The organism is Xenorhabdus sp. KJ12.1, from assembly GCF_963876495.1.
GTDB lineage: Bacteria > Pseudomonadota > Gammaproteobacteria > Enterobacterales > Enterobacteriaceae > Xenorhabdus > Xenorhabdus stockiae.
This window is the reverse complement of the sequence record NZ_CAWNQH010000116.1, coordinates 1-13,072: the sequence shown is the minus strand read 5'-3', so window position 1 is coordinate 13,072 and position 13,072 is coordinate 1. Positions and strand designations below refer to the sequence as shown.

The window sequence follows — 13,072 nt, the reverse complement described above, 5'->3', positions numbered from 1 at the left end:
TCCTTTTAATTGAGTCAGATAACTGGATAAGGGGACCAAAACGGACGGGGCAACGCTGATAAAACGGGTATAACTGAGCAAGGAGGGGAAGTCGCGGTGATGGTATTGCCAGATATGCTCCAAATAAAAGTTTTTAAAATCACGGTAATGCGACCGCTGAAAGAGGATTAAAATTGTCATGATTTCACTGGGATACATGCGGCCTTGTCTGCGGCGCAGGCGGTATCCGTTATCGAGACAAAACGGCTCCCACTGGGGGATGAAAAGACGACAAAAGTCGTCGACATCGCAGAAAATTTCAACTAACTTGTCCATGGCCTGTTCCTCCCCGGAGTCGTTTTAGGCTTTCACCAAAACTTTGCTCCTGGAACAGGCCTCTCGTCAATTTCTTATCCAGAATTCAGGTTAAATATAATGAATGGGGAATTCCATCATCAGGATGAACAGCATGTCGGTAATAATTGTACATTACTGTGAGACGGAGGACAGGATTTACGGCATTCTCTCTTAACCACTTAGCTCCCCCGTCAAAAGGTATTCGCGAATATTCTATTATCTTATCATACAAAGAATTCTCGCCCACAGAAGCCTACCCTCCCAAGAGAAACAAAATACATACGCAAATACATACAATGTCTATCGGCTGGGGACGGTACGCGAATTTCAATATTAATCAATGCATCTCCTCTAGAGCCTATGCTTATTTGTTCATTTTGCACTAACACTGAAGCATCATGACGTCGTCCATGTGTCACCGCTCCACCGACGGCGACGATGGTTTCTTCAAAGCACGTGTTATGCAGAAGCATCTTTCCGTGTAAAATTCTAGGATTGAGCGTGCTTTCCAGTTGAATTATTCGACCTTCAATGAAATTTGGCACTCCATCTTGAATTGTTCCACAAACAACACAGCTTACCATCCACCTCTGGGCAGTAGCATCGTCAAGACTGGAAAACTGATAACGAATGGCTTCTGATCGACAGTGAGGGCATCCTTCACCTAAAGGATCTGTGCGAATTACCCTGTAAGCATCACGATATCCTTCAACAAAATGGTACTCACTCTTATTGGTTTCTCGCTGCAGTTTCTCTACGATACCTTTATCGACTAACGAAGCGGTTTTCTCGACGCGCTCCAGAGCTCGAACTAACGCTCCATCTAAACCTCCTCCACAGCGACTACTGGATGCCCGACGAACAAGATTGGGATAAGTATTACGGAGATCGGTGAGTAGTTGACGGCCCTCAGAGATCCTGATGCCAAGTAATGCAACACGTTCATATTCGTCGAGAACCCCTCTGATCGAAGATAATACTTGTTCTGGTGATTGCTCTCGCTTTTCAATTGTCAGTTCACTGAAGTTAAGATGGTTAACATTGCAATCAAGGATAGCACAGGGGCTTCCAGGAATACTTGAGCTCCGAATGAATCCAGCAACTGACGCCCTTTTTGGCGCGCCTTTTAGGTAACATAATTTGTCGGATAGATTGGAGGCCTGATCTCGTATTCCGAATACTAGACCTTTTTTGTATCTTACTATGCTTTCAGGGTTACTTTTAGAGTTGGTTTTAAGGCTTGGGTCTCCCAGAATAATGACCTTGCCCACTTCCAATCCCCAAGCAGGAAGAACCCTGTTCAATTCACGAACAGTCTGGCCTACGGTCATCCCTGCTCCCATAAGGCCGTGAAACACCAAATTCTCTTCGATGCGACCATCCTTCAGAAAAGGACTTGCAACATACACTGCTGCATTACCCTCTAGGAATCTCTGCGAGATAGTATATGAGCCATCTCCATCGAATATCCCATCCTCACCGACCTTAAGTGTAAGACATGCATTGGCGAAAAAGACACGTCCTGGTATTACATTGGTGGTTAACCGCTTCAAACCGGGAAGGAAACAATCGTTGTTTACCATACAAGTCGGTAGTCGTTTCCCACATACAGAAGGTGACTGAACAGTTATTCGTCCACAAATAAGTTCATCACTACTGAGGCGAATGTAATCTTCGCTGGCATGCCCGATAACACTCACAATAGTTTCAGTTCCACAGATAAGATCAGACCAATTGGTAAGTTCTTCACTATCTGCAGGTAAAATCTTCAGCCCGGCAGCCTGACGCATTTCTGTGCCATTATGAGCGGGGGCAAAACAAATATCTTCACCTTCTTGCATACAACTATAAGCAACTGTCTTCGCGAGGATAAATGTTCCTAGTTCTAAAGAATTTACAACAATGAATCCAGTTAACTCGTTGAATAATGACAAGTCTCTCATTGATGCTTTTTTATCAATAGAAACTACCACGAGATGATCGTGTGTAGCTAACTGATTGTTACGCCATTTTGCTATTTCTTCCCAAGATGCGAAACTACGCATAGAAGCAGATCGTAGACGTTGAAAACCCTTCGCAAGAACTAAGGCAGATTGATCACAAGACAAATACGCAACTGTTAACTTCTCTGCGTTGTGCCATCCGCATGACTCATTGAGGTTTATGTTAAAGTTGGTTGGCGTGGTCATCGGAGTATCATCAGCGAACAAAATATCTGTTCTCTGGCACCATTCAATAACCATCTTGTGAGCCCATGCTTTTCTAATGAGGACAGGAATAAATGGTTTTCCCCAATCACAAACTTCAAGATACCGTTCCTCAGAATGACATAGAATGACAAGCGTGGTCATTGCTATATCCCCCGTTTTATCATTGCATATGTCATAGGCCCCCCAAAGGGGAGTTGGTATGCTGCTGTCACCTCAAATCCCAAACGCTCATAAATCTTTACGTTTTTGTCATCGGACGTCTCAAGAAATACAGGGAATCCCTCACGCTCGGCTCTCTCAAGGCCGGGTTCAATAACAGCACGACCTAACCCTTTCCCCTGATAATCTGGATCCACGGCTACTGCACCTAGAAACCAGCATGGAAAATTGGGCCGTTCTTTAGCCATGATAGTTTCAGATGCCCGCATTACCTTTTCTCTTGTTCCTGCAATTTTTCCGAATTCGATAGATAGAGGAACAAAAGTTGCCTCTGCGTCTTCAATATCGGGTGCTGTCCATATTGATACTGCGGATCCATCATCAGTAGCCCATACGTGACCTATTGTCATACCAACCTTTCTAAGAAAAGCTTCTTGATAGCACCGTACTCGTTGCTGGTGATCATCTTCAGCGAGGAAATGCCGCATTAAGGCATATCCATCGAAAGCACGAGTCAGCGTCTGTACGCAACGCACCAATTGTATTTCTGATATTTCTTTATTCCGGACGATCATGTTCATTTATTCTCCAAATATATCAATTACATGTTTGTGCAGAGTCTGACTAGTGGATGCGATTCCCACTCCTTTGTTCGCTAGTACAGGTTGACCCATTAGGTCAGTGCATATTCCGCCAGCTTCTTCGACTATTGGAATGAGTGCAGCTACATCCCAAGGAGCTACAATTGGCTCTATGGCAATATCTAATATTCCTTCGGCAACTAAGCAGTGCTGCAAGAAATCACCAAACCCACGGTTACAAAATGTCTGCTCTGCCAAACGCTGATATTGCTGAAGTAAACCTTGTTTATGCCATGTATCAAATGCCGTGGTTGATATGTATGCATCTTTCAAACCAGAAACTTGCCGTACATACATTCTGTTCCCGCTTCCTTGCGGACTGTTGCTAAAGTATGCCCCCCTACCTTTTTCTGCCCACCAACAACGCTTCAATTCAGGAGCGAAAACCACACCGAGCTTGGGATCTCCATCTTCTATGAGAGCCACAAGTGTGGCCCAGATAGGGATTCCTCGAATGAAGTTCTTGGTTCCGTCAATAGGATCGATAATCCACACTCTCCCTTTATGACTTACTAAACCTCCGCTCTCCTCCCCAAAGAATAGGTCATTAGGACGCTCGGATTCTATAAGTTCACGCACACACAATTCAGCACCAATATCTGCGGGGGTAACTGGGCTACCATCTTTCTTTAAAGTGACTTCAAATTCACTAGATTCTCTTAAAGAAATAGCTGTTTTAGCTGCCTCCATTGCAACTCGCTGTGCTAGACGGAGATCATCTTCACTGTCGAGTTTCACGTTAGTAAGATACCTCCATTAGATGGTATTCCATCACTCGAGGTGCTTCGATTCGACGAATACGTTGAATCATCGATAATGTGGCTGACGTATTTTTTGCAATAGTCTCCAGCACAGTTCCATTTTTGAGGTCAGCAGTGCCTATGAGTAGGCGGCCATTTTTTCGCAGGTAAGTTGGAGCTCCCTGAATTAAACGACGTTGACCAGCGTATTCAGGATCGAATACCGCCGCATGTAATTCACTGGTCATATCAAAATCACTATCAACATAAGTCCATGGAACATTCCAGAAAATTAGGTCGAAGTCTTCAGTCATTTCGAGCGCGGAGAATACATCGCTCACACGTGCGGAAACTTTATTCTCTACACCATGCCGGACTGAATTTCTAAGTGTATTAGTTACTGCGTTAGGATTGATATCCAATGCGACGACTTCTGAAACTCCGCTGAGAGCGGCAGTTACCGAGATCACCCCCGAACCGCAGCCTACTTCCAGCATACGTCCACCAACTGGATAGGGAAGAGCGCTTGCCATAACTTCAGTCGCACCTGTGAGCGTCCCAGGGAAAACGCCACGAATAAGTTCCCACTGTCGTCCTAGTAGACTAAATTCAGTAGGAAAATCGATATCATGCAAAGCGTGCATGAGTACTTTTTCTGCATCTTTCGGATTCTCTTGGAACACATCTGACTTGATATTTTTCATATTTTTAATAATCTCTTATATTTTAGGTTAATTTCGGCAATTGCTTTTTCGTAACTAGCTACTAAGGGCTCATCTTCTGCACGATAAAACGTTGGAAAAGAGATTGCTCTTTCGGAAACATCATATGCAACAGGTAGTAATTCCCTTATCGGTTGAACGCGTCTAGGTTCATGATTCCAAATATGTCGTGAAGCTGAATATAGCGGTTGATCAGCAAGAACTTCTCCAGAGGGAGCAGACACATCCAACCCTTTTTCCTGCATAATTTTTACCAAGTGATCCCGACCAATTAACTTTTGCGCAGCACGTGAGATGAGAGGCTTAAAACCATACCAAGCCCCCATATCAACATCCGGGGAAATTTTCATGGGTTCAAATATATCTGTCAGAGATAATGAATTATTAAGACGATGTAGCCATTTATGGCGAAACGTCATGCGCTGTGAAAATGCACGCAGACTGTGCTTCGCAACGATAGCATTGAATGGAGACATTCGTGTCTTCAGACCGTAGCCAGTAACCCAATATTGTTGAAGATCTCTATCTTTAACCTCATTGCGTGCCCGATCACGATAATGTCCTACTAGAGTTGCGATGTCAGCAACGAAATCATCGCTCGTGACAAGAATGCCCCCCTCACCCGCGAAGATTGCTTTTTTGGTTTGCAGGGAGAAGACAGCAGCATCACCAAACGTTCCAACTGGACGTCCTCGAAACTTACTGCCATGAGCATGAGAGCAATCCTCCAGAATCTTAAGGTTGTGTTTTTCAGCAAACTTGATAGCTTTATCCATATCGGCAGGATGTCCCCACTGATGTACCACAGTTAATATGCGGCATGATTCAGTTATCATTTGTTCTGCTGCGTCAATATCGATACACCGAGACTCTTGGTTGATATCGACTAGAATAACTTCAGCACCCACGGAAAAGGCAGGGCTAAGTGCTGCATGATAGGTTAATGCCGGTCCAAGAACAGATATCCCTCTGCGAGCTCCTAGTGCATAATATGCGGCTTGAAGTGCACTTGTTCCGGAATTGAATGTAATTGCGTGCTTAACTTTATTTCCTAAGAACGATTTGAATTCATCTTCAAATTGAGCAATTGGACCTGCTCGACCACTGATCGAGATATCCGTGCGTCGCTGCAAAATTAATTCATTTTCCTCTTCTGGAGTTGGGGCTGGAGGCCATGGATCATGCGGAAACTGATATATATCAAATTTAGACATGTGTTTGCTCCTTTGTGTTTGTACTAAAAGTAGTGGCATAGGCTTCCGTGAGGCAATCGACGATGTGCACGTGGCGTTCCATGTGAGGCAACCAATACAATGGGTTATTACGGTTAGAGAGATACTCTTGGTACATGGTTTTGATTGCCCATTGCCCTCCTTGGGGCTCACGAACCTCCCATCGGAGATTCCCTTGTCGGTCAAATATATGTAGTATAGAGTCGCTCATCACTGCAATGCCTTGTGAACCATAGAGTGTCAGTAGTTCTATTTTTTGATGTGCGTGACGGTTGGTTATGATTCTTCCTGCGCTATTACCACTGATTGAACTGGTAAGGATTGTGCTTGTGTCCTCTAACTGTTCGACTTCTGTCTCTCCATAGCAGTATGCGATCTGAGCAGATTCAATTTTCTGCTCACCTAGTAGCCAGACAATAAAATCTAGCTGATGATAGGCCATATCCAGCATCACTCCACCTCGTGCTGACGTCCATTTTGAACGCCATCCACTAGTTCGATCAGGAATCGATAGTGAGTACTCATACGTGTATGCATACACCTGTCCGAGAAGATGGAGGCTTGACTTAAGTTGTCTCCCTATTAATCTGAAAGGACGGTAGGTTGTAGTGAACACAGGCGTAGATTGCTCACTGGCAATTTGGAATAATTCGCGTGCTTCCCTGCATGTAACTGCGAAGGGTTTCTCCTTTAAGACGCTAATTCCTTTTGATAGTAACTGGATAGCAAGTTCAGTGTGACGTTCGTGCGGAACAGCTAAATAGGCCACCTCCACATTAATTTTGCTTTTTTCGAGCATCTCACTAATAGAGGAGAATGTCTGTAATCCCATCCCTTCGGTACGACGTCTAGCTTCGTTGTCGATATCAACTGCAGCAATCACCTTTTCTCGGGAGTAATGTGTCAAGAATTCGGCAGCTTGTTTTCCTCCCGCGCCGATAACTGCAAGCTGGAGTGGATGCAAGTTACTATTAGATACTGCGATTTCTCGTATATCTTCAGAGAGTGTGCGACTTTCTAAAAGTGCTCGCGTAGCAATGTTGAAGATGTGTTCGCCGTAGCCTAAGAAACAATTAACTTGTAGGAATAATTGAATTTCTTCTTGGGTAAGGAACCATCGAGCATGGGTGTATTTATCAAGCTCAATGTGCTGTTCGGCTTCATTTATGTTTACCTCAACAAGAAAGCTCTTTTCGATCCATCTGTCGCCTTGTAAATCATATTCGTCTACTCCAAGTTCGGATATGATTCGAGTTAGCTGCCATCCTGTCTCTTCGAAAATCTCGCGCTCAAGAGCTTGAAGTTCGCTTTCCCCTTCTTCTACCTTTCCGCCAACAACATCCCAAGCACCAGGCAGTACCTTGCAATCCCAGCGTCGTTGCTGTAGATAAATCGCACCATCCTCTGGGCGTCGAATGAGAGCGGCAACAGTCATTTTTAATTGATCAATCATGTGCGTTGTCCAACTTTGCGAGGAGATGATGAAGAACAAATTGTGTTTTATGTAATTTATTCTGATCAACACGTTCATAATTATCACATGGACGATGATAACATCCATCGAATGGATAACCTGCTTGCCCTCCCCATTTGATGGCCTGCTCACGATTCTTTATTTCAAACGACCCTCCCCAGAGTCCCCCTGTGGAAATTCCAGCATCCTTATAACTTGAATCATCAGACCGAGGTATTGTATTGGTGTCGACTTCTGCTTCAATGCCCAGTTTTTGGTAAGCTTCTATAATACTGTTCGAGATCCTTTGGCTGACATTTCCACCACTAGTATCTCGTGTATAAAAATATCCTGAGTTTGGAGATGATTGCATCTCCAGATTCACGTAGGCATAGATACTGTCTGGGTTTATCACAGTTTGGAGGTAGCTCCGTGAACCAGCGAATATAAATTCTTCTGCGCTCCAAAACATATATCGATAAGTTCTAGATTTTGGTTGACTGGCATTACTTGTCGCGTGATCTAACAACAGTGCCGCACTCGTTGCATTATCATTTATCCCGGGACTTTGAGGAACTGAATCTAAATGTGCACCAACTTCAATTGCTGGCAAATTCTTTGTTCCAGTATTTTCGGCAATGAGGTTCATACTCCACCTACGTTCTGTGATCATTAGAACGTCCAGTACCAAACTAGATGGATCAGAATGGATTTTGGTGTAAGTGGGATGGCTTATCCCCACTAGCGGTATATCTAGATGTGCGGTGCCCTTTTGCAAAATATATAAAGGGGTATCTGTATGTGAAGCAATGATAGCTGCTCGGGCTCCCGACTCATTAGCCAACAAATGTTGACGTTGCGTAGTACAATTAGTTGACTCTTGTATGATGATGATTGATCCACGAGGTACATCAAGATACTGCTGTTTTTCACATCCATTTCCACCGATGAAGTGTGGACGAGCACTAATAGGTCCAGGTGTCGATGCGCTGAACATAGCGGGAACAAGGTCCAGCATTTTCCCATTACTCATCAATTGTGCATGTTCAGTTTTGCTATATAGAAATTCAAATTTTTCGGTCCAGACTTTCAACCCTGCATTGCGAAGCTGCTCGGAAAAGTATTGTACTGATTCAGCGTGCCCATTGCTTCCTGCTTCACGATTACCTCCATTCTTATCTGAGATTTCTTGAAGTTTCTGAATGTGCTTCAGTACACTATCCACTTTATTAATTTTTATGACTGAATTTGTATCTTTTATTGTTGCAGTTGCAGTTGCAAGGACTGGAAAAAATAAAAAGGATACTGCAACAAAACAACATAAAGAGCTTTTGGAAAAAGGCAAAGCGGATTTTATACATATATTTTTAGTAGTGCTGTTCATATTAAGGTCTTCCTTAGCCTGTCAGGAGATGTCGGTTCATCTGTTAAACACGACACCATCATACCGTTAAACTAACGCAGGTAATTTAAAAAGGACTACTATATAACCATCAATACTATTACATATAAATACAGCAAGTAATGTATATAAATAAAATAAAATTATCATTACTAATGATCACACTTTTGATAAATATCACATCAGATATTCTTATTGGTTTTTTTTATAAGTTAGATTCTCTTTTATGACTTAAAATAAAATTTAAAAACCAATAATAGTGAATAATATTTATTTTACTCTTAAAATACGTATTGTCACGAATGGAGGTCGCCCAATATCGCTATTTTCAAGTCAGCTTTCGCCAAAGTTACAATTATTTTTGCAATAGATTAAGACACTTTTATCATCGAACAAGTTTACTATACTCTATAAACTTCAAGTAGCTACGAGTAAAACAACGTGAAGCCCTATATTTCCTCGCGACGCGGGAAAATATAACACGCATCTTGAAGTTGGATTGGCATACATAAAAAGAATAATTAAATAATAAATTAAATTCATAATAGTATTCTCATTAAAAAATAATACAATGAAATAAGTTAGGCTGGATTAATACAATAAGTGTAACAGGTGCATGATTGAAAGGTGAGTCAACTGTCAGTATACTTTATAGCTCTCATTCTAAAAATAAGTGCCTGAAAGACGGATCCAACTTTAGAGTGCAACACTACCCACTAATACTGTTCCCGCCGTAGTTCGTCAAAAATCACTTGATGTTGTCTTAAACCCAGACGTTTCTTCGGCCGATAATTTATGAATACCACCACTCTCTGTATTTCTTCATTACTCACTTCTCGTAAGTCCGTTCCCTTGGGAATAAACTGGCGCAGCAGACTGTTACAATTTTCGTTTAATTCTCGCTCGGAGGATGCATATGGATGGGCAAATTAGGTCTCTATTTCCAGTGCCTTCGCGATTGTCTGATGCTCACTAAATTCGCCACCAGTATAGATACAACTTTCTCGTATCCCGTTTATCTCTGGCAACATGCCGATATATCCATTCATGGGTGACCGTCTTTCCCAGATGCCGAGCGATGTGATTGATTTGCTCAGGACTCCAGATCCACTCCAGTGCGGCTTCAGCAAATTCAATTGTGTCGTCATTCATGCTCCGTTTACTGGAATAAATCCGCGTAACTGACTAATATTGCACGCATTATTGGGAGGATATTCTGTCTCAGAGCGGTTGTATCTGGCTGAACTCTCTGGACGCGGTCGATTTATGTACACCAATTTTTTTGGCAATCTCAGTCTGAGAAATTTTTTCAGCATGAAACAAGGAAATCTAATATTTTTTACCTTCGGTTAACTGTTGATACATCATGTGCGTATTATCACGAATGGAGATCACCCAATATCGCTATTTTTCAAGTTAGTTGTCACCAAAATTACAATTATTTTTGCAATAGATTAAGCCACATTTGACCCTGTTGTTTGATATCGATTGGAACCGGATTGGTTGGCATAGTTGTTCCTTTAATACATTAGTTCTATTGGCGACAACTATGCTGACACAGGGGGATAATAAGTGATCTTCTTCGTGATAATACGCATCATGGTACTCACACTTGTTTCGGTCGATGAATAGAGTAATCTGTCAGCAGTTAACCTCCCACCTTTTTTCTTCATCAGCGTTGCACTTATTGTATGAATCTACGAAGGAACAGCACCCTGTCCCTTAAGTTTTAAGCTCTTAATCTGATTATTTTCCTTTCGGCATCATCTTCTGCATCACCAGCTGCACGAACATGCCGGCAGATTGCCTGACCTGCCCCACGCCCTAGCTCATCATACCGGCCACATCCCCCATTCGCACACCGTCCCACGCTAATGTGTCCAGCCAGACCATCGGCAGGACAATAAACAGCGTCCCCATCACCAGCCCCATAATCAAATCATCCGAGGTGATCTGCATACCTGCCAGATTAAACAAGCTGTGGGTGTCTGAGCCGTACAGGGCTTCCAGTAAATGGCTGTCCAACCAACGTGCCAGTTCCCACCAGAAGGTCAAAAAGTTCAATGCGAAAATCACAAACGTCAGCGTAAAGATGGTCTTAAACTCATAGGCCGCAAACAGCACAATCAGGGGTATCAGGATATACAACGCCATCAGGATCACCGCTTCCTGATAAGCCCGCGTGTTTTTAGGTCATGCTCCCAATGATTAGATCTTGTGATAGACTCCCTACTTTTTATTCTGGGTGAAATATGGCTAAAGTGGATGTAATTTGTCGTTACTGTCATAAAACAGACGAAGTTAAAGGGCATGGAAAAGGGCGTACTGGGCATCCTCGCTATCACTGCTATGCTTGCCGTAAAACCTTCCAATTGAACTATACCTATCAAGACTGCCATCCCGGTATGAAAGAGCGGATTATTGATATGGCCATGAATAACGCCGGTGTCAGGGGCACGGCTCGGGCTCTGAAAGTCGGCATTAACACGGTCATTCGCACATTAAAAAACTCACACCAAGACAAGTAACCACGCTGCCGCTGGCGGGCAGTGAGATTCACATTATAGCAGAATCATATTAATATGACATAATATCTGGATTCACATAACAAAGGATAAAGTGCAATGGGCTACAGTCTGGATTTTCGAAAGCGAGTATTGGCATACAAAGACAAACATTCGTTGACTTTTGAACAAACGAGCGACCATTTTGATATTTCTATGCGGACCTTATTTCGGTGGCATCACAAAATAGAACCCTGTGTGACACGGAATAAGCCGCCCACGAAAATCAGTGATGAAGCGCTTCTCACCGATGTCCAAAATTATCCCGATGATTATCAATGGGAAAGAGCAAAACGCCTGGGTGTTGCGCAGTCTGCTATCCACTACGCCTTGAAACGGCTGAAAATAACGGTTAAAAAAAAACGCTAAGCCCCCCCAATGCTGACGCTCAGGCTCGTCAGGCTTTTATCGAACGCATCGGCCACTATGAGCAAGCGGGGAAACCGATTGTTTATCTGGATGAAAGCGGTTTTGCCCAGTCGATGCCCCGCACACACGGCTATTCGGCGAAAGGGCGGCGCTGCTTCGGGACACACGACTGACAGGCCAAAGGCCGCATAAATGTCATTGGTGCGATCCTCAAAAAGACCTTCGTGACCTTAAGCTTATTTTCGGGAAGCATTAATGCGGATGTCTTTCACGCCTGGATGACACAAGATTTGCTGCCCAAGCTCCCAAGCGGCACCGTGATTGTCATGGATAATGCCTCATTCCATAAACGGCATGATACGATAAAAGCGGTAGCAGACCACGGTTGCCTGTTGGAATGGTTACCCCCTTACAGCCTGGATTTGAATCCCATCGAACCGAAATGGGCGGAAGTCAAAGCGATAAGACGGCGAGAGAGGTGTTCAATTGATGAACTGTTTATGACGTATATAAAATATGCCTGATTATTTTGATTCTGCTATATCTGTGAAATAGACGAGCAGTGATGTGATGGACGTCCCCCTTTTCCCGCTATAAACAGAGTCATCCTGTTATCCGGTGCACTGAGTTTCGGGAGAACACATCATGAATACTCTCAAAGTCGTTGGCATTGACCTCGCCAAAAACGTTTTTCAGATCTGCGTCTGGATGGCAGACGGTTCCGTGGCCTCTAACAGAAAGATTTCACGGCAAAAATTTCTTGATGCAGTACGGATTTTCCCTCCGGCAACGCTTATTGCCATAGAAGAGTGTGCGACTTCTCATCATTGGGGTAGAATACTGCAGGCAATGGGGTATACCGTCAGGCTCATCCCCACGCAGCATGTCAAAGCCTTTATCCACCATCAAAAGAACGATGCGAATGATGCACTCGCTATCTGTGAGGCAGCTTGTCGTCCAGGTATCCATTTTATCCCGATCAAAACCGTGGAACAGCAAGATATCAAAGCACTGCGTAGCGCCCGACAGCTTATGGTGGAACAACGGACTGCACTTACCAATCAGATACGGGCTTTTCTGGCTGAATTGGGATTGATTATTCCAGTGGGTATCCAGCAGCTGAGACAACATCTGCCTGATATTCTGGTCATGCTCCCAATGATTAGATCTTGTGATAAACTCCCTACTTTTTATTCTGGGTGAGATATGGCTAAAGTGGATGTGATTTGTCGTTACTGTCATAA

At 43.5% G+C, this 13,072-nt stretch carries 9 protein-coding genes and 5 pseudogenes; 4 read left to right on the top strand and 10 right to left on the bottom strand.

Going from position 1 to position 13,072, the window contains the following annotated elements; translation table 11 throughout:
• The 10 genes and pseudogenes from AACS92_RS19035 to AACS92_RS18990 form a co-directional block, all read right to left on the bottom strand.
• Window positions 1-315 (bottom strand): annotated as a pseudogene (locus tag AACS92_RS19035) (IS982 family transposase); the annotation flags it as partial.
• A gap of 245 nt (window positions 316-560) precedes the next feature.
• Window positions 561-2,687: a hypothetical protein gene (locus AACS92_RS19030; RefSeq protein ID WP_099109202.1), complete on the bottom strand. Its 2,127-nt coding sequence runs from the start codon at window positions 2,685-2,687 to the stop codon at window positions 561-563.
• Window positions 2,688-2,689: 2 nt separating this feature from the next.
• Complete coding sequence (locus tag AACS92_RS19025; RefSeq protein ID WP_099109201.1) at window positions 2,690-3,286, bottom strand: GNAT family N-acetyltransferase; 597 nt, start codon at window positions 3,284-3,286, stop codon at window positions 2,690-2,692.
• Window positions 3,287-4,084: an inositol monophosphatase family protein gene (locus AACS92_RS19020; protein WP_099109200.1), complete on the bottom strand. Its 798-nt coding sequence runs from the start codon at window positions 4,082-4,084 to the stop codon at window positions 3,287-3,289. It abuts the gene before it with no gap.
• Between the two features lies 1 nt (window position 4,085).
• Window positions 4,086-4,790: a methyltransferase gene (locus tag AACS92_RS19015; RefSeq protein ID WP_099109199.1), complete on the bottom strand. Its 705-nt coding sequence runs from the start codon at window positions 4,788-4,790 to the stop codon at window positions 4,086-4,088.
• Window positions 4,787-6,022, bottom strand: a complete 1,236-nt coding sequence (locus tag AACS92_RS19010; RefSeq protein ID WP_099109198.1) for a DegT/DnrJ/EryC1/StrS family aminotransferase — start codon at window positions 6,020-6,022, stop codon at window positions 4,787-4,789. The genes AACS92_RS19015 and AACS92_RS19010 overlap by 4 nt, the downstream gene beginning before the upstream one ends.
• Window positions 6,015-7,571, bottom strand: coding sequence for a Gfo/Idh/MocA family oxidoreductase (locus AACS92_RS19005; RefSeq protein ID WP_339373561.1), 1,557 nt, complete (start codon window positions 7,569-7,571; stop codon window positions 6,015-6,017). Before AACS92_RS19005 ends, AACS92_RS19010 begins: the two co-directional genes overlap by 8 nt.
• Window positions 7,486-8,877: a M28 family peptidase gene (locus AACS92_RS19000; RefSeq protein WP_099109196.1), complete on the bottom strand. Its 1,392-nt coding sequence runs from the start codon at window positions 8,875-8,877 to the stop codon at window positions 7,486-7,488. Before AACS92_RS19000 ends, AACS92_RS19005 begins: the two co-directional genes overlap by 86 nt.
• Before the next feature lie 734 nt (window positions 8,878-9,611).
• Window positions 9,612-10,224 (bottom strand): annotated as a pseudogene (locus AACS92_RS18995) (IS30 family transposase).
• 417 nt (window positions 10,225-10,641) lie between these two features.
• Window positions 10,642-11,064, bottom strand: a pseudogene (locus tag AACS92_RS18990) (conjugal transfer protein TraG N-terminal domain-containing protein); the annotation flags it as partial.
• Between the two features lie 83 nt (window positions 11,065-11,147).
• On the opposite strand from AACS92_RS18990, the pseudogene AACS92_RS18985 reads away from it, so the two are divergent.
• From AACS92_RS18985 to AACS92_RS18970, 4 genes and pseudogenes are all read left to right on the top strand, one after another.
• Window positions 11,148-11,467, top strand: a pseudogene (locus AACS92_RS18985) (IS1-like element transposase); the annotation flags it as partial.
• A gap of 52 nt (window positions 11,468-11,519) precedes the next feature.
• A complete protein-coding gene (locus tag AACS92_RS18980; RefSeq protein WP_099109194.1) occupies window positions 11,520-11,828 on the top strand; it encodes an IS630 transposase-related protein in 309 nt (102 codons plus the stop codon).
• Between the two features lie 188 nt (window positions 11,829-12,016).
• Window positions 12,017-12,352, top strand: coding sequence for a transposase (locus AACS92_RS18975; RefSeq protein WP_445286138.1), 336 nt, complete (start codon window positions 12,017-12,019; stop codon window positions 12,350-12,352).
• Between the two features lie 121 nt (window positions 12,353-12,473).
• Window positions 12,474-12,974: pseudogene (locus AACS92_RS18970) on the top strand (IS110 family transposase); the annotation flags it as partial.
• Window positions 12,975-13,072 lie beyond the last annotated feature (98 nt).